The following is a 22,855-nucleotide window of genomic DNA, read 5'->3' on the forward strand; positions in this document are numbered from 1 at the left end:
AATGGTGGGCACTACTGGACTCGAACCAGTGACATCTACCTTGTAAGGGTAGCGCTCTACCAACTGAGCTAAGCGCCCATTTAAACTAAAAACAAATGGCGCGGTGGACGAGACTCGAACTCGCGACCCCCTGCGTGACAGGCAGGTATTCTAACCAACTGAACTACCACCGCATAAGTGTTTTTAGATTTAAAAATGGTGACCTGTTCAGGATTCGAACCTGAGGCCACATCATTAAAAGTGACGTGCTCTACCAACTGAGCTAACAAGACATTTTGGCCTCTATTTGTTTAGAGGTCGAAATTATAGACAAATCATTTTTTATTGTCAAGAGTTTTTTTGTTAAATTTCAAAAAAAATATCTTTGGAGCTTAAAAGCAATATTTTTACCGCATGTAAGACACTTTGGTTTTGTACATAATTTCTGTCACCGCTTAAAAACAGGTATTCCTCTTTAGAAAAACCGTCTTTAGTTTTTAAGCCGACAAAAACTGTACCTACTGGTTTATCTACAGTTCCACCTGTATCACCTGCTATTCCACTTATGGAAAGTGCGAAATCTGCTTCACTTACATTTAAAGCACCCTCTGCCATCTCTTTAACAACAACACTACTTACTGCGCCGAATTCCTCAAGAGTAGCTTCTTCTACAGCCAGCCAATTCGCTTTTATCTCATTCGAGTATGTTACAAGCGAACCATCTAGTATGTTTGAAGCTCCGTTACGTGAAGTAAAAAAGTATGACAATAATCCTCCGGTACAACTCTCGGCAAATGTTATCTTTTTATCAAACTGAGTTAGTTTTTCTATTATATAAGTAGCCATGTCATCTGTCTGTATTATTTTATATGGTAAAAGTTTTGAAGCTGATGGTATGAATTTAGAAATTTCACCAAACTTTTTACTGCTAACATTTACTTGAATCCAACCATCGATAATAGTAAATATGTCTAAACGAAGATCATACGTTTGGGCTACAGGATTAAGTATAGCTCTTAAACTTTCTTCATCTTCACCAAATATATTTAAAACCTCTTTTGAATCTTCAGAGTCCAGTAACAGTTTTGGAAACTTTTGCATCTCATCTATATGAAGCACATTTACAGCACAGTTTTTATACTCTAAAAGATAACTTGCTTCTTTATAAACATATGATTCTGATGGGATCAACATACCCTCTTTTAAAACTTGATTATCTTCTGTTACTGTACATAGAACCTTACCGATTGTTGAGAAGTTTTGCTTTGAAGTGACTATTATTACTTTAGATTCTGTATTTAACAATGAATCAAGTTCTAAAAACAAAGTATTATCGCTCTCTTTGTAAAACGTTGTATTGTCTATATAATCAAAGTTTTTTAAAACACTTCTTTGAACATAATCTTTTAAAGATGTGTTATAAATAAATTTATTTCCTACAAATATCAAGTGTACTTTCATAAGTTTCAAACTCCACAATTAGCATCATTTGTAAGTATTATAGCACTTTAAAGAGCTTTTTAATCAATAAAAAGGTATAATCGCAAAATTTTAATATATAAAAACTCTTAATATTTGAGGCACAAATGGACTACAAAGAAACATTACTATTACCTACAACTAGCTTTGCTATGCGTGGTAACCTAATCGAGAACGAACCTAAGCGTTATGCTTCTTGGGATGATAAAAAAGTTTATGAAAAGATGAAAGCTAACCGTAAAGGTGCACAAAGCTTTACACTACACGATGGACCTCCGTATGCAAACGGAAACACTCACATCGGTCATGCTCTAAACAAAACTTTAAAAGACATCATTATCAAGCATAACTACTTCAACGGAAAAAGCGTTCGTTTTACTCCAGGTTGGGATTGTCATGGTCTACCGATAGAGCAGCAAGTTGAGAAAAAGCTTGGCGGAAAAGCTAAAAAAGAGCAACTTGAAGTTTCTAAAGTAAGAGAGCTGTGCCGTGAGCACGCTGCAAAATTTGTAGATATCCAAAGAGAAGAGTTTAAAAAATTAGGGATCATTGCTGATTGGGAAAATCCATATGTAACTATGGACTATAAGTTTGAAGCAAACATCTACCGTACACTTTGTAATGTTGCTAAAAAAGGTCTTTTAGTTGAGAGAAGCAAACCTGTATACTGGTCATGGGCTGAGCGTACAGCACTAGCTGAAGCAGAGGTTGAGTACGAAGATAAAGAGTCACACTCTATCTATGTAGCATTTGAGCTTAGTGATGAAGCTAAAACAAAAGCCGGTCTTGTTGGAGATGCTGCTCTTGTTATCTGGACTACAACTCCTTGGACACTTCCTGCAAATACAGGTATATCTCTACACCCAGAAGAGAAGTATGTCCTAACTACTGATGGTTATATCGTAGCAAAAGCATTATATGAATCTTTACTTGAACTAGGTGTAGTAAAAGGTGAAATAGCTCAGGAAGTAGATCAAAAAGTACTTGAAAATGAAGTAGCTATAAACCCACTTAACAAACGTACATCTAAAATAGTTCTAGGCGAGCACGTTATGATGGACAGTGGTACAGGTGGTGTTCATACAGCACCTGGTCATGGTGAAGACGATTACCGTGTAGGTCTAAAGTATGACTTAGAAGTTGTAATGCCTGTTGATGAGACTGGTTGTTATGATGAGACGATCGTTCGTGATGGACTATTACCAAACCCAGAAGAGTTTGTTGGTAAGCTGATCTTCAAATGTAACGAACCGATCTTAGAGCTTCTAGGTGATGCACTACTTTATGATTCTAAGTTCACTCACTCGTACCCACACTGTTGGAGATCTCATACTCCACTGATCTTCCGTGCTACTAAGCAGTGGTTTATCTCGGTTGACGGTACACCTGAGGGTGAGAACAAAACACTTCGTGACATAGCTCTGACTGAAGTTGAGAAAACTCTTTTCTTCCCTGAAACTGGAAGAAACAGACTTAACTCTATGGTTGAGAACCGTCCAGACTGGTGTATATCTCGTCAGCGTGACTGGGGTGTGCCAATAGCGTTCTTTAGAGTAAAAGCTACAGGTGAAGTTATACTAGATGAGAAAGTTCTAAACTTTACAGCAATGGTATTTGAGATGCACGGGAGCGATGCATGGTATTCAATGCCGACTGAAGAACTTTTATATCCGGGAAGTGGATATACTGCTGATGAAGTTGAAAAAGTAAGCGACATTCTTGATGTATGGTTTGATTCTGGTTCAACTTGGTACTCTGTTTTAAAATCTCGTAACTATGACGCTGGAGAGTATCCTGCTGATCTTTACGTAGAAGGTTCAGATCAACACCGCGGTTGGTTCCAGTCATCAATGTTCTTAAGTACGGCTGTTGAGCATGTAGCTCCATACAAAGCTGTTCTTACTCACGGTTTCACTGTTGATGAAAAAGGTGAGAAGATGAGTAAGTCTAAGGGTAACGTTGTTGCACCTGAGAAAGTTCTAAAACAATATGGGTCTGAGATACTTCGTCTTTGGGTAGCTTCAAGTGACTACCAAGGGGATCTTAAAATTTCTGATGGTATCTTAAAACAAACTGCCGAGAGTTACCGTAAACTAAGAAACACATTTAGATTTTTACTTGCGAACATTAACGATTTAGATGCTCTTACTCCTGTAGATCAAATGGGTGAATTAGACAAATGGATCTTAAGTGTAGCTGGTGATGTGTTTGAGAGCGTACACGCATCGTTTAGTAAGTACAACTATGTAAACGGTATGAACACGCTTAACAACTTCATAGCTAACGAGTTAAGCGGTATCTATATGGATATCACTAAAGATAGACTTTATTGTGATGGCATGAATGACACTCACCGTAGAGCAAGCCAGAGTGCTATGGCTATGATCGTTAAACAGCTTCTTACTCTTATGGCTCCGATCATCACATACACTTGTGATGAAATAGTTGAGACTGCTCCGGCGATCATCAAGGGTGATGCTGAAGATATATTTGACTTTGTATATGAGCCGATGGAGAAAGTTGAAAGCAACTTTGATGGCGAGTATATGAAAAAAGCTCGTTTTGGTTTTGGTTCTGCGATAGACTCACTTAAAAAAGACAAAACAATCAAAGCTACACTAGAGCTAACTCTATACACTGACTCTGCAAAAGTTCTAGCTTTAGATTCTACAGAGGCTGAAGACTGGTTCGTTGTTTCTGGTGTAAGTACTGAAAAAGGTTCTACAGAACTTGGAAGTTTTAAAGTGGATGATGATGAGTTTATAATCTACAAAGCTGAAGCACACAAATGTCCACGTTGTTGGAAGTTCAATTCAGAAGCTGAAGACACAACTTGTACTAGATGTGGCGAGGTTTTAGCGTAATGCCTGATTTCACACAACCTGTAGAGATGAGTTTTGTATTTATCTCTATAGGTGCAATACTACTTGTCACTGCTATAGGCATAGGACTTGTAAAACTTGGAAAAAAGTCTAGAAACTCTTAGACTTTTTTCTTCTCCCTCCCCTTCTCTTTTTTTATAATCATTTAATATAACTTTTTCTGTTTTCTAATATTTATATTGTTTCAAGTAAATATTTATATAATACTCGATAAATAAATACTAAGGGAAAAACATGATATTAAATATTCTTCAATATGGATATTTAGGCTTATTAGCCATAATGATTTATTTATGTTACAAAATTATCTCAAACTATCAAAAACATAATACTCCGTTTATACAGACAATAATATTAGTAATAATATTTTTAGGCATCAGTTGTGTAGGTGGTTATATGGGATATCTTTGGGCAGATAAAGAATTAAAAGTTGCACTATCAAAAGAAACGTCTTTAACCATTATGAAAGAACAAATTCAAGCAGCTAGAAAAAGACTTGAAAGTAATAAAAAAACTCTAAAAAAAGCTCAAGCTAAAGCTTTAAATGATGCTAATGCAGGTTATATGCTAGATGGTGCAAGAGATATAGCATTTAAAAGAGCGAAAGATATCGAAAATTTTATTAATAAACAAGAAGAAAATTATCAAAAAGAAATCAAAGAAATAGGTATAGCTTTTAATATTAAAAAGCAATAATATGAAATATGTATATCCAAAAACACTTTAATATAACAGAACAAAAGCAGATTCAAGCCTTTACAAAATCAAATCCATTTGCCACACTTACATCAAATACTAGGAGCAAAAGATAAAAACGATTTTAAACTTTATCAAAATTAATGATTATATATCAACAGCAGGACAACCAACAAAAAAAGAATTTAAACTTATTTCAAAAAACAAATTTGATGTAGTAATAAATTTAGCACTACATAATAGTAATAGTGCTTTAAAAAATGAAGATAAAGTTGTATCAAAAAATAATATGATTTATATCCATATTCCAATATCTTGGGAAAATCCAGAAATTGACAGATTAAAATTATTTTGCAATACATTAAAAACATTACAAGAACAGAATAAAAAAGTTTTTATACATTGTGCAAAAAACTATAGAGTATCCATTTTTATATATCATTATAAAAAAATGATATTAAAAGATAAAAGTGCTAAATTAGTTTTACCAAAAGGATTTAAACCAAACAAAGTTTGGAAAAATATAATTAACATGCATATTAAAGCATGACAAAATATAGCTAACTTATAAAAGGAGTAAAAGTGAATTTTGTAGCAGCTATAACAATAACGCTTTTAATCATTATAGGCTTATTTCATTTCTACTGGGCTTTTGGTGGAAAGTTAGGTATAAACAAAGTTATACCAGAAGTTAATAACGAAGCACTTTTTTAAACCCGGAAAAATTATAACTGTATTTGTCGCTCTTGTGTTATTTAGCTTTGCATTTATTGCCTACAAACTTTACTTCTGCTCTGACAACTCTGAACTTATAGCTATATTTGGATGGATCATTTCAGCTGTCTTTACACTAAGATCAGTTGGTGACTTTAATATGGTAGGCTTTTTCAAAAAAATAAAAGATACGGAATTTGCAATTTATGATACAAAATATTTTTCACCATTATGTTTGATATTAGGTGTTATATTTGCTACACTGACATACAACGTATAAATAATAAAAAAGGTAAAAGGTATGGGGTTACTAGACTGGTCAATTATTGGTGCTTATTTTATATTTTTACTCCTTTTTGGTTATTTTGTAGGTAGAAAAAACCATGATCAGGACGACTACTATGTAGCTGATCGTAAACTATCTTGGTGGGCTGTTGGAATATCTACTATGGCTACACAAAGCTCCGCTATTAGTTTTATATCTATCCCCGCATTTGTAGCTGTTAAAGAAGGTGGAGGACTCACATGGCTTCAGTATGAACTTGCCCTGCCGCTTGCTATGATCGTCACATCTATTTTTCTAATCCCCCTATTTCGTAAGTTAAAACTGGTGAGTGTTTATGAATACCTGCAACTACGCTACGATACAAGTGTAAGAAACACTGTTGCAGTAATATTTCTACTTAGTCGCGGGCTTGGTACCGGTATAGCCTTGTATGCCACTGCGATCGTTATGCAAAGCATTACAGGGTTTGAGCTGTGGATCTCTATTTTAGCTATGGGGCTTATTATACTTATTTATGACACTTTAGGCGGTATGAAAGCCGTTGTTTATTCAGATATTCTGCAAATGGGACTGCTATTACTTGGAGTTGTAGTATCGATCTATATCGCCGTAGATATTATTGGAGGATTTGGTGTTATGTTTGAAACGTTTCCAAAAGAGCGTTTACAGACACTAGATTTTAGCTGGGGTTTTAATACCGATGGCTCTATGCCGTTTTGGGCATTTTTATTTGGAGGCTTCTTTTTATATTCTGCTTATTACGGAACGGATCAGAGTCAGGTTCAAAGAGAGCTCTCAACCAAAAATATAAACGAATCAAAACTATCACTTTACTTTAACGGTTTTGCCAGATTTCCACTTACACTACTATATGTGCTAATGGGTATAGCGGTAGGTACGCTTTATATGCAAGACAGTTCACTTCAAGCCTCTATTGCATCTACTTCTGCTGATCACCTTATACCTCAGTTTATTTTAGAGTACCTCCCTATTGGTGTTAAAGGGTTGTTGATCGCGGCCATTTTAGCAGCTGCCATGTCAAGCATAGATTCGGCACTAAACTCACTCTCAGCCGTAACTCTGCATGACTTTGTGTTAAAAGAAAAACATATTGAGGGTGTAAAAGAGATCCGTTTAAGCCAGTTCACTACTGCTTTTTGGGGAATTGCCATTATAATCTTTGCTTTTTTTGTAGGCTCTATAGCCGATACCGTCATAGAAGCCATAAACAAAATAGGTTCTGCATTTTACGGCCCTGTTCTGGCTGTATTTTTAGCGGGAGCTATACATAAAAATATTGGAAGCAATGCTATTTTGATCGGTCTTTTTAGTGGTGTTGGCATAAATGTGTTTTTATGGATTATGCATCCTGAAATTATGTGGATGTGGTGGAACGTGATCGGAGTGGTTATAGCTTATGTTATTGCACTGCTTCTTTCACTTACTTATTTTAAAAACACTAATGTACATTCAAAATATACTGCAAAACACAATATAGCACTTAACTGGAGAAGAATGGACACTCTTTTGGTAGGCTATTTTTTCATTATGTTTATTATGCTTTGGGCTATTGAAAGAGGTTTAGCAAACATATAACAACTATAACTAATATTCAAAATTATTATAGTTTATTTAGTTTTTATTATTAAAAAAATCTACATACTTTCTTTTATTTAAAAATATTCTATAACTCCGCATTCAGGAGTTTAGATGATCAAAAAATTACTTTTACTTGCGCTACTTTCAACGCTTCTTTTGGCTCAAAACGAATCATTTTCCAAATCTAAAAAGATGCTGCGTCAAATATATCAAGGTCATCAGACTACCATATACTGTGACTGCAAATACAACTATAAAAATAAAAAAAATATGATCGACAAAGAATCTTGCGGATATATACCAAGAAACATAAGAACCAAAAAAGGGAAAATAAACCAAAGAGCAAACCGTATAGAGTGGGAACATCTGATTCCAGCTGAGAACTTCGGACGTCAATTTGCGTGTTGGCGCGAAGGAAATCCTGAGTGTATAAAGAAAAACGGCAAAACTTATAAAGGTCGCAAGTGTTGTGAAAAGGTAAATCAAAAGTACAGAGTTATGCAAGCAGATATGCATAACCTTTTCCCAGCCGTAGGTGAGCTAAACGGCGATCGTAAGAATTTTAGATTTGACTTTGAAGAGGCAGTTGGCGGACAGTACGGTGAATGTAAATTTGATGTGCTTTTTAAACAAAAAAGAGCCAGAGTAAAAGATGATATCAGAGGTATAATAGCCAGAGATTATTTGTACTTTAATAAACAATACGGCATGAAGCTATCAAAACAGGAACTAAACAAGTATCAATCTTGGAATAAACTATATCCACCAAATGAATGGGAGATAGAACGTAATCAACGTATAGCTAAAAAACAAAGAAATCTAAACCCTTTTATACCATCAAAATAAGATTATATTTACTATGTTTCAATGAAAAAGCCATAAAAGTTCTAAATTATTCTCAAAACTGCGCTTACATTATATAAATTTTTTTATTACCTGTATTTACCTATTTAAAGGCTCTTCCAAGAATACATTAAAATAAAAAAATCTTATACCTTGACTTGTAACTTTTAATAGAATATCATAATATTTAGCGTCCAAAAAAGGAGACAACATGAAAAGTTTAACACGAGTTTCAGTGGTTCTAGCACTTTTGGCACTTCCAGTAGGTATTATGGCAGATGATGACAGACCTTACAGAGGAATGGGTCCAGGATATGGCAATATGATGGGTCCTGGTTACGGCAATATGATGGGTCCTGGTTATAGAGGTCACGGTTATGGAATGATGGGACAACCTTGCGAAGATTGTGGAAATTATCACCGTCAGGAATACCAGAAAGAGTATAAAACTCTTTCAGAAAAAGAAGTTAAGACTAAAGTTAAGGCGTTTCTTTCGGAACATCTTAAAGGTTTCTCTATATCTAAAATGGAAAAAGATGAAATGCCTAGAGGGTATACATACTGGTTCATAATAAAAGATCAAAACGGTAATGAGATGGATCTATATGTAAATCCTTGGGGATATATACGCGGTCCATATGTAAGGTAACACTTTATTACGGCTATTCATTTTATAAAAATAGCCGTATGTTTCAAAAATTATGCTGAATAACTATCAGCTACATCATTTATCTAGATGATATAGCTGATAGTTATCTCTAAAATTGAGGGGGATATATATGCACTGGGATTATGAGATGGGACATGGATTTGGCTTTGGAATGGGATGGTTTTGGATTATATTGCTGATAGTTGTTTTTATTTTATTGCTAAGGTTGGCAGATAAACAAGATATTGGAACAAAAACTACTGATGCACTAGATATTTTAAAAGAGCGTTATGCAAAAGGTGAGATCAATAAAGAGGAGTTTGAAGAAAAACGTAAAGACCTTGCTGAGAGCTAAAAGGATATAGCATGGAACATCAACGAAAAAACTCAACTTGTGAAATTGCAGGTGGTGAATGCGACAGTGAACCTGCACTAAATACTAAAATTCAATACACCTGTCCAATGCACCCAGAGATCATACAAGACTCACCAGGTAGTTGTCCAAAATGCGGGATGGCTCTTGAACCAATGCAGGTAACCCTCCAAGAAGAAGATGACAGTGAATACAACAAAATGCGTCTTCGTTTTATATTATCTATCATCTTTGCTTTTCCCTTACTAATTTTCTCTATGGGAGATATGTTTCCAGGCGAGCCTATATCAAACTTAGTTGGTACAAAAGGTCGTATATGGGGTGAACTTCTATTTGCCACACCTATATGTACATGGATCGCTTGGCCTTTTTATGTTAAAGGAATCAAGTCTTTAAAAGGTTTTAACCTAAATATGTTTACCCTTATTGCACTAGGTGTTAGCGTTGCATATAGCTACAGTATGGTTGCTGCTATGTTACCAAATATATTTCCTGAATCATTTCAAGGAGCAGACGGAGATGTTGCCGTATATTTTGAAGCATCAGGAGTAATCGTTACACTGATCCTGCTTGGTCAGGTGTTAGAGCTTAGAGCTCGTACACGTACATCAGCAGCAATAAAAAGTCTTCTTGGATTAGCACCAAAAACAGCAAGAGTTATTCAAGAAGATGGAAGTGAAAAAGATCTGGACTTAAACCTTGTCCAAAAAGGTGATCACCTTCGTATACGCCCTGGTGAAAAAGTCCCAGTTGACGGAATAGTACTAGAAGGAAGCTCTACACTTGATGAATCAATGGTCACTGGAGAAGCGATCCCAGTTCATAAAGAAGTAGGAGCACAACTCATTGGTGCAACGATCAACAAAACAGGATCACTTATAATGCAAGCTGAAAAAGTCGGCAATGAAACTCTGTTATCAAGAATTGTAACAATGGTTGCAGAAGCTCAGCGAAGTCGTGCACCAATCCAAAACCTTGCAGATATAGCTGCATCTTATTTTGTACCTGCTGTAATATTTATCGCAATTACTACATTTATTTTATGGGCAATTTACGGTCCTGAACCTAGTATGACATATGCCTTAATCAATGCCGTAGCAGTCCTAATCATAGCTTGTCCATGTGCTCTTGGTTTAGCAACACCTATGTCAATAATGGTTGCAATGGGTAAAGGAGCAAGTAACGGTATACTATATAAAAATGCCGAAGCTATCGAAAACATGCGTAAAGTGAACTTACTATTGGTAGATAAAACAGGGACATTGACTAAGGGGCACCCTGAAGTAGTAGGTATTGTACCAAGTGCTGATGTAGATGAAAAGATCATGCTCGGTTTTGCTGCATCACTTGAAAGAAGTAGTGAGCACCCTCTTGCTGAAGCTATTATTGAAGCATCAGATGGCATAAAACTAGAAGAAGTTAATGAATTTGATTCAGTTACCGGTAAAGGGATCAAAGGGAAAATAAACGACGAGATTATTATTCTTGGCAACATGGCAATGATGCAAGAACACAATATAGACTTAGAACCATTGAGTAAAGAGTTTAAACAAAGAGAAAGTAGCGGGCAAACTGTTATGTTTTTGGCAAAGAATAACACTTTAATAGGCCTTATTGCAGTATCTGATCCTATAAAAGATGAGATGAAAGAGACAATAACCACACTTCACGAGCAAAATATCAAAATCGTTATGCTAACAGGTGACAATGAAGGAACTGCACGTGCCGTTGCAAATCAACTTGGAATTGATGATTTTGAAGCCCAACTTTTGCCTGAAGATAAAGTAGATGCACTTAAAAAGTATAAATCAAAAGGCTACACTATTGCCATGGCTGGTGATGGCGTAAATGATGCACCAGCGTTAGCTCTTGCAGATGTTGGAATTGCTATGGGAACCGGTGCCGATATTGCAATGGAAACAGCTGATCTGACTCTTGTGAAAGGTGATTTGAAAAAAATTCTACATGCTAGAAAACTAAGTGCCTTAACGATCAGAAATATTAAACAAAACCTTTTCTTCGCTTTTGTATACAACTCTCTTGGTATACCTCTAGCCGCAGGAGTGTTTTATCCGTTTTTCGGAATTTTATTAAGCCCTATTATTGCAGCTGCTGCAATGAGTTTTAGTTCAGTATCTGTAATTGCAAATGCATTACGTCTTCAAACAAAAGATATTAACTAAGGTACTGTTATTTAGTTTTGTCTGCAATAATTCCTTGCAAAAATGCTCCAAGCAGGATATATGCAGATAAAATAAGCGTAAACCCAAGTCCGAAATAAGCGATCATCACAGGTATCCAAGGAAGCTTTATTGCTCTTGCGTAAAAAAATGCAATTATAAGCCCTTCCCTAGCCCCTTCATTTCGCATCTGTGAGAGGATCGGATACCAAATATAAGTAGAACCATGACTAAGCAAACCTCCAAGTATAGCTATTATCCACCCTTTTAAACCACTATCTTCACCTATATGTTTAACCATATTTTTTGTCTTTATAAGTGTTGTGAAAGTAGCCATCAGTAAAAGAACAACAGCTATTATCGGTGCTATAGATCTTAAAATCTCATAACTCTTTTTTAGTGCATCAGTTGCTACAGATGAGTCTATAAAAGCAGTAACTATATATATTGTTATAGTTATTATTAGCATTATCCACGAGATCTTATTTTTAGGCTTTTTACTCATCTTAAGATCTCCAGAGTTATAACCGTAAAAAACGAGATTATAAAAGTAAAAATAAATGCCAACAAATTTCTAACTACAGTAAAACGACCTCCAAACAGACTCCACTCTAGCGGCAACTGTATAACTCCCAAAGTTACCCATGCCAATATAAACGCACTAACCGCATACAGTGATACACCCTCTTTTAAAAGCTCTCCACCGAGTATATAACTTACAAAAGGCTGACCTACAGATACACCTCCGATTATTGTACCGACAAACATATCGTGTATTGCATTTGAGTTAAACACAGAGTGGATCATATCAGGCGTTAATATTGTTTGAAGTAGCCCGACAAGGCCAATTACGGCTATGAGCATAGGTGCGATCATAATAAATGATTTTTTAGTGTTAGTTAAAATCTCTTTGCAGTTTAGGCATGAAAACATTGGCAAGGCTCTCCTTTTTCAAAATTTTATCATATATATTTTTTTAGAGTATAATTGCTACATCTGATATTGAGTATTTAAAGGATCACCAATTAAGTTTTTAAAAAATGTTTTTAAATCTTTTTTAGTATTAGTACTTGTATTATACATAGCGTCATGCTGTTTTATATATATTAAACAGGATGCTATACTTTACCATCCTAAACCAAAGGGTATTAACAATTTTAAAGAAAAAGTATTTGAGAACGAAGGTGAGTCTATACATGCAACCTTGGTAAACGAAGGACAAAAAAAAGCGATCATCTATTTTGGCGGTAATGCTGAAGATGTAGAGTACAACTTTCTTCGCTTTACAATGACTTTTAAAAAGCATACTGTTTATCTTGTACAGTATCGCGGGTACCTAAACTCCACTGGTATACCGAATGAAAAAAGCCTCTATTCAGATGCACTTCATATATATGATCAGATAAAAAACAGATATGAAAGTGTATCTGTAATTGGCAGAAGTCTCGGTTCTGGCATAGCTACATATTTGGCATCTAAAAGAGAGATTGAAAAGCTTGTACTTGTAACTCCGTTTGACAGCATAGAAAAAGTTGCACAACAAAAATTTAAAATCTTTCCTATATCTTTGATGTTAAGAGATAAATATGATTCTGCATCAAGAATAGAAGATATAGATACAGATACGCTGATCATTTATGCCCAAAACGATATGACTGTATATAATGAGCGAACAAAGGAGCTTATAAAAGAGTTTCCAAAGTCTCAACTTAGTGTAAAACTCTTAAAAAATGAGACACACAATTCTGTACTTGAAAATGTGGAGTACTACACCTATATGAAAAAGTTTTTTTATTAACCTATACTTGATATTTCTTTTCTAAATAGATAAACTATAAAATTATATTATAAAAGGATCTACTATGGTAAAGACAATTGAACTTAGCGGAACAAAAAAAGGTCTAATATCTATAACAAAGATTTCACAACCTTATGGACCAGGTAGCAACGATGTAGCAAGTATTGGTATCTCATTAGCTGGTAGTACCGACAATCACGAATGGAAAGTACATATCCCATTAGATAACCTTGATGATGTTATAAAGGCTCTTCAAGAGTTAAAATGAGTCAATGTTTACAAATAAAGACTTAGTTGATCATCTAATAGATACAAATTCTTTATATTCAGAACAGATCATAGATGCATTTACTCATATAGACAGAAAAGATTTTATTCTAAACTATAGCAGTGAAGCATACTATGACTGTCCACTTCCTATAGGTGAGAATCAAACTATTTCACAACCCACAACCGTAGCTATGATGTTTGAGATGCTCTCACCTAAAAAAGGTGAATCTATTTTAGATATAGGAAGCGGTTCCGGATGGACTACGGCACTGCTTTCATACATAGTAAAAGATGAAGGTTCAGTTACAGGTTTGGAGAGAATTGATGAGCTTGTAGAACTTGGCAGAAAAAACCTTCAAAAATACAACTTTAAAAATTCAAAAATTTTAAAAGCTTCAGATACACTTGGAATAGACAACGAAAGTTTTGACAAGATCTTGGTATCTGCCTCAGCGGAACATATACCTTATGAGTTAACTAAACAGCTTAAAGAAGGCGGTAAACTTGTCATACCGGTTCGAAATTCTATATATGAAATAACTAAAGAAAAAAATGATAAACTAAATACCATAGAACATTACGGATTTGTATTTGTTCCTTTAATATATAAGGGTTAGGTTATGAAAAATGAGTAGTCCGGAGCTTATTGTTATACTTATAAATCTAAGCATTTTAAGCTTCTCTTACCTTTGGCTTTTTCCGCGTGTTGCAGGATCAGACGGTATGCAACTGGCAAAATACGATGCGGTGTCATTTGTTATAGCTATTAGTATATCTGGTATTTTGTTTTACGGCTCATACATAGAGTTTAATGCTCTGTTTTTGACACTTGACTGGTTTTGGTTTAGCGTACTTAGTTTTTTTGTCTTTGAAACACCCTATGCGCTTTGGTATTTCAATAAAAATAATGTCTGGGATTCTTTTAAATAAATAAAGGAGTGGTTATGAGATATATACGTTTTTTTAATGAGCTTAGTATAGGTGATGTGCCTCAGGTAGGTGGTAAGAACGCTTCACTTGGAGAGATGTATAACGAGCTTACATCTCAAAACATAAACATCCCTAACGGCTTTGCAACTACAAGCGAAGCTTATTGGCTTCTTTTAAGCCAAGATGATCTAAAAGAGAAGATCTATGAAACTCTTAAAAATATTGATGCAAAAAACACAAAAGAGCTTCAAGATAAAGGTAAAAAAGTTCGTGAGCTTATCTTAAATACAAAGATGCCAAAAGAGCTTGAAGATGAAATCAAAAATGCCTACACAAAACTATCAAAAGAGTACAGCTCAGATAGCACAGATGTAGCCGTTCGCTCATCTGGAACAGCTGAAGATCTACCGGATGCCTCGTTTGCAGGCCAGCAAGAGACATTTTTAAATGTAAATACTCCAAATGAACTACTCCACAGTGTACACAGATGTTTCGCATCACTCTTTAACGACAGAGCGATCAGCTACAGAGACTCCCGCGGATATGATCATTTCAAAGTCGCTCTCTCAGTTGGTGTTCAAAAAATGGTAAGAAGTGATGAGTCCTCAAGTGGAGTTATGTTCAGTATAGATACCCAAAGCGGATCAGACAAGCTTGTACTTATAAACTCAATCTGGGGACTTGGTGAAAATATAGTAAGTGGACGTGTAAATGCAGATGAGTTTTTAGTTTACAAACCTACTTTAAAAAAAGGTATAAACACCATACTAAAACGCTCTTTAGGAAGTAAAAAAGAGAGACTAATCTATGCAGATAGTAGTAAAAATACTCTAAATATAAAAACTAGTAAAGAGGAGCAAAACAGCTTTTCCATAGATGATCAAGATGTGATCGAACTTGCTAAACAGGCTGTTATTATAGAAGATCATTACAAAAAACCTATGGATATAGAGTGGGCTAAAGATGCAAAAGACAATAAGCTCTACATAGTTCAAGCACGTCCAGAAACAGTGCAAAGTAAAAAACAAACAAGCTCACATATACAGGAATACACTCTAAACTCCAAAGGTGCAAAAGTTTTAACTTCAGGTATAGCTGCAGGTGATCGCATAGGTAGCGGGAGGGTTCATATTATCAACGATATATCTGAATTTTCTGAATTTAAAGATGGTGAGGTTTTAGTAGCCCCTACTACAAATCCCGACTGGGAACCCGTTATGAAAAAAGCCTCTGCAGTAGTGACAGACAAAGGAAGCCGTACCTGCCATGCAGCCATAGTTGCACGCGAAATCGGTGTAACAGCGGTAGTAGGATGTGGAGATGCTACAAAAGTGCTAAAAAATGGCCAAAGTGTAACGGTAAGTTGTGCAAGCGGTAATGAGGGCTTTATATACGATGGAGAGTTAGATTACTCTGTTAAAGATATAGACTTAGCCGAGTTAAAACCAACAAAGACTCATCTGTTTATGAACGTAGCTGATCCAAGCCAGGCGTTCAAACTAGCACAGATGCCAAATGACGGTGTTGGTCTTGCTAGAATGGAGTTTATAATGAACCACTCTATAAACACACACCCTATGGCTTTGGTTGATATGCACAAAGGTAAAAGCGTAAGAGATGAAGAGAAGATCAGAGCATTTATGGCACCATATACTGATGCTAAAGAGTTCTTTATAAACAGGCTCAGCGAAGGTATAGGCACTATAGCTGCAGCATTTTATCCTAAACCCGTAATAGTAAGAACGAGTGATTTTAAAAGCAACGAGTATAAAAATATGCCTGGCGGATTTGATTATGAAGCTGAGGAAGAAAACCCGATGATCGGATTTCGAGGAGCTAGCAGATACTACGATGAGAGTTGTAGAGAATCATTTGAGTGGGAATGTGAGGCTTTAAAATTTGTACGTGATGATATGGGACTTGATAACGTAAAAGTGATGTTTCCATTTGTCAGAACTGTTGATGAGGGTAAAAAAGTTATAGAGGTTATGAACTCTCAGGGGCTGGCACAGGGGAAAAATAATCTTGAAGTATATGCAATGTGTGAAATACCTGCAAATGTAATACTGGCAGATGAGTTTTTAGAAGTGTTTGATGGCTTCTCGATAGGTTCTAACGATCTTACTCAGCTAACCCTTGGTGTTGACAGGGACAGTGCCAAGATTGCCCATATATTTGATGAGAGAAACAACGCGATCAAAAAGATGCTTAAGATGGTTATAGATGTATCAAACGAAAAAGGAAAGTACATAGGAATATGTGGTCAGGCTCCATCAGATTATCCTGAGATAACCAAGTTTTTGGTCGAGTCTGGGATCAGTTCTATATCTTTAAACCCTGACTCACTTTATAAGATGCATAAGGTAGTTACAGAGCTAGAGGGTAAAACTTAGTTGTTTAAACAACTACTATATTTCGACCCTTATTCTTAGCCTCATATAGTTTCATATCACAGGTCTTCATCCACTGCTTCCAGTCTTTAACTGAACTGAGACCGGCTACACCAATACTGACAGTTACACTGCGATCCGGTATTAATGAAAGGTTTTCAATACCCTTTCGTATTTTTTCTGCTATGTCAATGCTATTAGCTCCATCTGTATTGTATAGCAGAACCAAAAATTCTTCTCCTCCGATTCTAAATGCCTTGTCACTCTCTCTAAGAGAGTTCTTTAAAAATTCTCCAAGCTGTATGAGAACGTGATCACCAGTATCATGACCTAATTCATCATTAATGTTCTTAAAATGATCAACGTCCATAATAATTAGTGTGTGTGCGGTATTTGTTCGATTAGCTTGATGAATCGCATGTTCCAAAAAGTCTTTAAGCATTGTCCTATTGTATAAACCGGTTAGCTTGTCAGTAATAGCCATTTTTTGCAGATCACTATATTGCTTGGATACTACATGAAGAAAAACAGCCGAATATGCACTAACCAATGAGAATGTTATAGTGAACCTGATAGCTTCGTCCGTCGCAAAAAGATACCACACTACGGGAATATTAACCAGTGCAAATATAATATTTGACATCCATGCCTGACGCTCTGACATCATGAAGTAATATAAAATTAGTGTCGAATAACACCAATAGGTACCGGTTATTCCAACAAAGTTTGTTAGATAAGCTACAAATAACGTTGTAAAAGGGGTAAGCCAGATAAACGTATAAATAGTTTTATATATTTTTCTCTTACAAGCCCAGGCAACCAAGTATAGACTCAATGAGGTAATAAAAGCACCTATACCAATACCCATGTGTTCAATAGTAATGTGATAAAAAGCAAAAGGCAATATCAAAGTTCCAGCAATTACAGAAAGCCAGAACGTGGATTTAAGATAAAAATCCGTTTGATATCGTGAGTATAAATCATCCATGCTGTTGCCTTACTATTGTTTGTTGAAATTCTTTGTTTATTTATATTATATTTTTTAATGTGTAGTATACAAAAATATATCTTAAATAACTAAATTCACTCAACTCCCAACTTTACCTCAACAAGAAGATTATCCCCGCAAAAGATCTTTCCTACAAACAGATCACCCTTTTTATAATTGCCGACACCTTTTGGTGTCCCGCTCATTATAATATCTCCATCTTCTATACTCATAAACGAATCTATCTCTTTTATCATCTCCATCGGCTTATAGATCATCAGATCATAGTTTGCATGCTGAGTAAGTTTATCGTTTATATACAACTCCATTTTAAGGTCTTTTAAATCACCATCAAACTTTACAAACTCGCTGAGTACGGCAGAGCCATCAAAAGCTTTTGCCCTCTCCCAAGGAAGACCTTTTTGCTTTAGTTTATTTTGAATATCTGCTTTTGTCAAATCAAGTCCGAAGCCCACTGCTTCAATTTTTTTATCTTTCATTAAAAAGCAGATCTCACCCTCAAAGCGAGTGTCATCACTTATAAATTTTAAACTCTCACTTATTGCAGAATTTGGCTTATTAAACACGACCATAGAATCAGGCGTTTCGTTGTTTAACTCTTTTATATGTTCAACGTAATTTCTGCCTATGCAGATCACTTTAGAAGGTGCTATATTTTCTTTACCGTATTTAATATATTTCATATTTTTCAATTACTTTTTAATACTCTCTTTCTTATAATTTTTTCTATCTCCATAACGACTATTAGTATAAGTGCTATGATAAGAAGTACAGACCATGTATTTAGATCTACAGGTTGAATATTTAATACTTTTTGCATAAAAGGTATATACATTGAAGCTATATGAATACCTTGTGCAAATATAACACATACCCATAAAAATATATTTTTCTTATAATCTATTTTAAAAATAGAATGATTTTCGCTTCTAGAATTAAATACATGTACATTCTCAAATAAAACCATTAATAGAAGTGTAATATTCCTAGCTGATTCTTCTGCATAACCAAAGTGTAACAGTGTATAAAAAACTGCAAAAGCAGATATACCCATATAAAGTCCGCCAACTATAACTCGGCTTATCATAATAGAGTTAAAAATAGGTTCTTTTGGATCTCTGGCTTTTCTTTGTAATACGCCAGGTTCAGCTTTTTCAACTCCTAAAGCTATATGCTGAATACCGTTAGTTACTAAGTTTAACCACAACAGTTGTACAGGCAAAAGAGGTATTGGTATGAAAAAAAGCATTGAGAGCATTACAAGTACCATCTCTGCAAAACCGGTAGATATAAGCAGATGTATAACTTTACGTATATTATCGTATGCTATACGCCCTTCCTCTATACCATTTACAATGGAACTAAAGGCATCATCTGTTAGTATCATGTCACTTGATTCTCTTGCTACGTCCGTACCGCTTTTTCCCATAGATATACCGATGTTTGCCCTTTTTAGTGCTGGAGCGTCATTAACACCGTCACCAGTTACAGCTACAAAATGACCAATATCTTGAAACTTTTGTACTATTACTTGTTTTTGTTCAGGTGAAACACGGGCAAATACACGTTTATCTGCTATTTCATCTTTTGGGGCACCTCTTTCTTGCCAGTGACTAACAGCCACACCGTCCATAACCTCTTCTTTACTTATGGCAATCCCAAGCTCTTTAGATATAAACAAAGCAGTATTTGGATGATCACCTGTCACCATCACAACTTCAATACCGGCTTGTTCAGCTGTTGTAACTGCTTCTTTTACACCTTCTCTTAATGGATCAATAATAGCAGCAAAACCTATATATTTATATCCCTCTTTTGCAATACCACTCTCATCATTAAATTTATATGCAAATGCTATATTTCTAAAACCATCAGCCGCCCATTGGTCTACTTGTTTTGAGAGAGTTTCAAATTCTTCTTCATTAAGATCACTTTTTTCCATTATAAGCTCAGGTGAACCTTTTATAAAGTCTGTCTTTTGTCCATCTATATTATATGAAGCTGCTGAATATCCATTTTGAGGCTCATACGCAAGCATATGCAATGGAGTGATGTTGTTCTTTATATTTATAATACTTGAATCTATATCTAAAGCATATTTAGCCAAAGCTACATCAACCTGATCGCCTAAATAATAAAAGTCGTTTTCATCTTTATTTATTGTAGCTTCATTACACAATAAAGAGGCAAGTAGTATATTCTCATCTATTTTCTCTTTTGAGCTATAAACTTTTTTTGGCGTTACAAAGTGCTCAACACTTAACTTGTTTTGCGTCATAGTACCGGTTTTATCGCTGGCTACAAGTGTACATGAGCCAAGTCCCTCTATGGCTGATAGTTTTCTAACTATAACGTTTCTCTTACTCATAACCGAACTTGCAACACTTAGAGCTACTGTAATTGCTACCGGCAGACCTTCAGGTATAGTTGATACTGCAATTGCCACACTGAAAAAGAAAATTTCTTTAAGTGAAAACTCTTGATAGATTCCGATAATGATAATAAATACAACAAATAGTGCAATCATCTTTGCTATATTTAGCGAAAAAGTTTCCATCCTCATTACAAGAGGCGGTTTTGAAATGCTTGACTTTGAAAGCAGCAATGCTATTTTACCGATTTCACTATGTTCGGAAACAGCTGTTACAATACCGATACCGCGACCTTTAATAACCATTGAACCTGCATAAAGCATATTTTTTCGATCGCCTATTGGTTCATCTTCATCTTCAGATATATATCCAGAATCTTTTGTAACATCTATAGATTCACCAGTAAGAAGAGATTCGTTAACTTGAAGATCACTTGTCTCTATTAATCTGACATCGGCAGGAACTTTTATGCCAGATTCAAAATATACTATATCTCCGACTGTTATCTCTTCACTTAATAGTTCAACTTTTTTACCATCTCTTAAAACATTTACGTATGTTTTAAATACTTTTTTTAATGCATCAGCTCTTTGATTGGCACTATATTCCTGATATGTCCCTATAAAAGAGTTAATCAGCAATACCGCAAATATAAAACCTGCATCCGTATACTCTTTTATAACTAAAGAGACTATTGCAGCTATTAAAAGTACATATATAATCGGACTTTTAAATTGTGCTATAAAGATATCTAAAAGTGTACTTTTTTTTGCTTCTGGTATAGCATTTAATCCATAATGGGCTAAACGTTTTTCAGCTTCTTTTGAGTTTAGACCATCTATTGTACATTCAAGAGAAGAGAGTGTATCTTCTACTGTTTTGGTATGGAACATGTCGTGCACCTCTTTGGAAAAATTCTACCATACACTTGTGCATTTTGCAACTTTATGAAAAACATATATATTTGGATATAATACAAAAAATTTTTATTTATGCAGGAAAATTTGTGATTACGTTAAAAGAAGCACTAAAATTAAACAAAGAAGAATTAACAAAACTAAAAGAAGAATTAAAAACAAAAATAGAAGCAAATTCAGATCTAAACGCTTATATAAGTGTTGAAAATGTCGGTGATGGTGTACCTGTAGCTATTAAAGACAATATTCAAGTAAAAAACTGGTCTGTAACATCTGGTTCAAATATACTTCAAGGCTATATTGCACCGTATAATGCTACTGTTATTGAGAAGATGCTTAAAGCCGGTCTTAGTCCATTTGGTCGTACAAATATGGATGAATTTGCTATGGGTTCTACTACAGAATCAAGTTTTTACGGTAAAACACTAAATCCTATAAATAAAGACCATGTTCCTGGTGGAAGTTCAGGAGGAAGTGCTGCTGCTGTTGCTGCTGGACTTGCCGTGGCTGCACTTGGAAGCGATACAGGTGGGTCAATCCGTCAACCAGCTTCATTTTGTGGAATTGTTGGTATGAAACCAACATATGGACGTGTAAGCCGTTACGGTTTAGGCGCTTATGCATCAAGCCTTGATCAAATCGGTCCTATGACACAAAACGTTGAAGATGCTGCGATACTTTATGACATCATAAGTGGACATGACGAAAAAGATTCAACTTCTGCTCCAAAAGATGATAAAGTTTCTGATAAACTAAATCCAGAAAGAAAACTAAAAATTGCCGTCTTACCTAAGCATGTTGAAAATGCAAGTACCGATGTTAAAAATGCGTATGAAAAAGCTATAGCAGCTTTAGAGAATGCAGGTCATGAGATAGTAAACTACGAGCTTATGGATGCAAAATTTGACATATCAGCTTATTACATCACTGCAACTGCGGAGGCTGCTACAAACCTTGCCCGTTATGACGGTATACGTTATGGTAACCGTGTAGAAGGTAAAAATCTTCAAGACACTTTTATTCAAACAAGAAGTCAAGGTTTTGGTGATGAAGTTAAACGCCGTATTATGCTTGGAAACTTCGTATTAAGCAGTGGTTATTATGAAGCTTATTATGTGAAAGCACAAAAAGCAAGACATATGATCAAAGATCAGTATGAAAAGATTTTTGAGGATATGGACCTTATCTTATCACCTATTGCACCGGGAATTGCGCCAAAATTCGGTGAACTCTCAAACCCGATGGATATGTACCTTAGTGACCTTTACTCTATCAGTGTTAACCTTGCAGGTCTTCCTGCAATTTCACTTCCTATCAGTAAAAGTGACAACGGTATGCCAGTTGGATTACAACTGATAGCAAATTCTTATAATGAACAGACACTATTTGACGGTGCACTTAGTTTAGAAAAAGAGATAAACTTCTAACAATTAAGAACACATTAAAACTCTTTAATATAAAATAAACCTTTCGTGGGTTTAATTATATT

At 35.2% G+C, this 22,855-nt stretch carries 23 protein-coding genes and 3 tRNA genes; 17 read left to right on the plus strand and 9 right to left on the minus strand.

Features of this window, described 5'->3' with window-relative positions; translation table 11 throughout:
* Positions 1–2 precede the first annotated feature (2 nt).
* From ABZA65_RS08750 to ABZA65_RS08765, 4 genes are all read right to left on the minus strand, one after another.
* Positions 3–78 (minus strand) — tRNA-Val (locus ABZA65_RS08750).
* Between the two features lie 18 nt (positions 79–96).
* A tRNA-Asp gene (locus tag ABZA65_RS08755) sits at positions 97–173 on the minus strand.
* Positions 174–196: 23 nt separating this feature from the next.
* Positions 197–272 (minus strand) — tRNA-Lys (locus tag ABZA65_RS08760).
* Positions 273–342: 70 nt separating this feature from the next.
* Positions 343–1,440 (minus strand): CinA family protein, encoded by a 1,098-nt coding sequence (locus ABZA65_RS08765; protein WP_373072740.1) that lies wholly within the window; start codon positions 1,438–1,440, stop codon positions 343–345.
* A gap of 125 nt (positions 1,441–1,565) precedes the next feature.
* On the opposite strand from ABZA65_RS08765, the gene ileS reads away from it, so the two are divergent.
* From ileS to ABZA65_RS08820, 11 genes are all read left to right on the plus strand, one after another.
* Entirely contained in the window at positions 1,566–4,322 is a 2,757-nt protein-coding gene (gene ileS / locus ABZA65_RS08770) for an isoleucine--tRNA ligase (protein ID WP_373072742.1), read from the plus strand.
* Positions 4,322–4,444 (plus strand): hypothetical protein, encoded by a 123-nt coding sequence (locus ABZA65_RS08775; protein ID WP_373072744.1) that lies wholly within the window; start codon positions 4,322–4,324, stop codon positions 4,442–4,444. Before ileS ends, ABZA65_RS08775 begins: the two co-directional genes overlap by 1 nt.
* A gap of 130 nt (positions 4,445–4,574) precedes the next feature.
* Complete coding sequence (locus ABZA65_RS08780; protein WP_373072746.1) at positions 4,575–5,036, plus strand: hypothetical protein; 462 nt, start codon at positions 4,575–4,577, stop codon at positions 5,034–5,036.
* Positions 5,037–5,044: 8 nt separating this feature from the next.
* The gene (locus tag ABZA65_RS08785; RefSeq protein WP_373072748.1) at positions 5,045–5,152 is read left to right on the plus strand and encodes an FMN-binding negative transcriptional regulator; all 108 of its coding nucleotides are present in this window, start codon (positions 5,045–5,047) and stop codon (positions 5,150–5,152) included.
* Between the two features lie 466 nt (positions 5,153–5,618).
* Positions 5,619–5,750 (plus strand): hypothetical protein, encoded by a 132-nt coding sequence (locus ABZA65_RS08790; RefSeq protein WP_373072750.1) that lies wholly within the window; start codon positions 5,619–5,621, stop codon positions 5,748–5,750.
* 10 nt (positions 5,751–5,760) lie between these two features.
* Positions 5,761–6,030: a DUF3995 domain-containing protein gene (locus ABZA65_RS08795; protein WP_373072949.1), complete on the plus strand. Its 270-nt coding sequence runs from the start codon at positions 5,761–5,763 to the stop codon at positions 6,028–6,030.
* Positions 6,031–6,051: 21 nt separating this feature from the next.
* Positions 6,052–7,632 carry a sodium/solute symporter gene (locus ABZA65_RS08800; protein WP_373072752.1) on the plus strand — a complete coding sequence of 527 codons (1,581 nt, stop codon included), beginning with the start codon at positions 6,052–6,054 and terminating at the stop codon, positions 7,630–7,632.
* A 114-nt stretch (positions 7,633–7,746) separates the two neighbouring features.
* The gene (locus tag ABZA65_RS08805; protein ID WP_373072754.1) at positions 7,747–8,481 is read left to right on the plus strand and encodes an endonuclease; all 735 of its coding nucleotides are present in this window, start codon (positions 7,747–7,749) and stop codon (positions 8,479–8,481) included.
* A 208-nt stretch (positions 8,482–8,689) separates the two neighbouring features.
* Positions 8,690–9,127 carry a hypothetical protein gene (locus ABZA65_RS08810; protein WP_373072756.1) on the plus strand — a complete coding sequence of 146 codons (438 nt, stop codon included), beginning with the start codon at positions 8,690–8,692 and terminating at the stop codon, positions 9,125–9,127.
* Positions 9,128–9,257: 130 nt separating this feature from the next.
* The gene (locus tag ABZA65_RS08815; RefSeq protein WP_373072758.1) at positions 9,258–9,482 is read left to right on the plus strand and encodes an SHOCT domain-containing protein; all 225 of its coding nucleotides are present in this window, start codon (positions 9,258–9,260) and stop codon (positions 9,480–9,482) included.
* 11 nt (positions 9,483–9,493) lie between these two features.
* A complete protein-coding gene (locus tag ABZA65_RS08820) occupies positions 9,494–11,683 on the plus strand; it encodes a copper-translocating P-type ATPase (RefSeq protein ID WP_373072760.1) in 2,190 nt (729 codons plus the stop codon).
* 7 nt (positions 11,684–11,690) lie between these two features.
* On the opposite strand, the gene ABZA65_RS08825 is transcribed toward ABZA65_RS08820, so the two are convergent.
* Positions 11,691–12,185, minus strand: coding sequence for a permease (locus ABZA65_RS08825; RefSeq protein WP_373072762.1), 495 nt, complete (start codon positions 12,183–12,185; stop codon positions 11,691–11,693).
* Entirely contained in the window at positions 12,182–12,613 is a 432-nt protein-coding gene (locus ABZA65_RS08830; RefSeq protein WP_373072764.1) for a permease, read from the minus strand. Before ABZA65_RS08830 ends, ABZA65_RS08825 begins: the two co-directional genes overlap by 4 nt.
* Before the next feature lie 271 nt (positions 12,614–12,884).
* Here ABZA65_RS08830 and ABZA65_RS08835 point away from each other — a divergent pair, with 271 nt between their 5' ends.
* From ABZA65_RS08835 to ppsA, 5 genes are all read left to right on the plus strand, one after another.
* The gene (locus ABZA65_RS08835) at positions 12,885–13,478 is read left to right on the plus strand and encodes an alpha/beta hydrolase (RefSeq protein WP_373072766.1); all 594 of its coding nucleotides are present in this window, start codon (positions 12,885–12,887) and stop codon (positions 13,476–13,478) included.
* 64 nt (positions 13,479–13,542) lie between these two features.
* Positions 13,543–13,746 carry a hypothetical protein gene (locus ABZA65_RS08840; RefSeq protein WP_373072768.1) on the plus strand — a complete coding sequence of 68 codons (204 nt, stop codon included), beginning with the start codon at positions 13,543–13,545 and terminating at the stop codon, positions 13,744–13,746.
* 4 nt (positions 13,747–13,750) lie between these two features.
* Positions 13,751–14,365 carry a protein-L-isoaspartate O-methyltransferase gene (pcm, locus tag ABZA65_RS08845; RefSeq protein WP_373072770.1) on the plus strand — a complete coding sequence of 205 codons (615 nt, stop codon included), beginning with the start codon at positions 13,751–13,753 and terminating at the stop codon, positions 14,363–14,365.
* A gap of 10 nt (positions 14,366–14,375) precedes the next feature.
* Positions 14,376–14,678, plus strand: a complete 303-nt coding sequence (locus ABZA65_RS08850) for a hypothetical protein (RefSeq protein WP_373072772.1) — start codon at positions 14,376–14,378, stop codon at positions 14,676–14,678.
* A 14-nt stretch (positions 14,679–14,692) separates the two neighbouring features.
* Positions 14,693–17,071 (plus strand): phosphoenolpyruvate synthase, encoded by a 2,379-nt coding sequence (ppsA, locus tag ABZA65_RS08855; RefSeq protein WP_373072774.1) that lies wholly within the window; start codon positions 14,693–14,695, stop codon positions 17,069–17,071.
* 4 nt (positions 17,072–17,075) lie between these two features.
* Here ppsA and ABZA65_RS08860 read toward each other — a convergent pair whose 3' ends face one another.
* The 3 genes from ABZA65_RS08860 to ABZA65_RS08870 form a co-directional block, all read right to left on the minus strand.
* A complete protein-coding gene (locus tag ABZA65_RS08860) occupies positions 17,076–17,735 on the minus strand; it encodes a GGDEF domain-containing protein (protein WP_373072776.1) in 660 nt (219 codons plus the stop codon).
* A gap of 416 nt (positions 17,736–18,151) precedes the next feature.
* Entirely contained in the window at positions 18,152–18,760 is a 609-nt protein-coding gene (locus ABZA65_RS08865) for a fumarylacetoacetate hydrolase family protein (protein WP_373072778.1), read from the minus strand.
* A gap of 5 nt (positions 18,761–18,765) precedes the next feature.
* Positions 18,766–21,342: a cation-translocating P-type ATPase gene (locus ABZA65_RS08870; RefSeq protein WP_373072780.1), complete on the minus strand. Its 2,577-nt coding sequence runs from the start codon at positions 21,340–21,342 to the stop codon at positions 18,766–18,768.
* A gap of 113 nt (positions 21,343–21,455) precedes the next feature.
* Here ABZA65_RS08870 and gatA point away from each other — a divergent pair, with 113 nt between their 5' ends.
* The gene (gatA, locus tag ABZA65_RS08875; RefSeq protein WP_373072782.1) at positions 21,456–22,793 is read left to right on the plus strand and encodes an Asp-tRNA(Asn)/Glu-tRNA(Gln) amidotransferase subunit GatA; all 1,338 of its coding nucleotides are present in this window, start codon (positions 21,456–21,458) and stop codon (positions 22,791–22,793) included.
* The last annotated feature ends 62 nt before the right edge of the window (positions 22,794–22,855 follow it).

The organism is Sulfurimonas sp. (assembly GCF_041583195.1).
GTDB lineage: Bacteria > Campylobacterota > Campylobacteria > Campylobacterales > Sulfurimonadaceae > Sulfurimonas.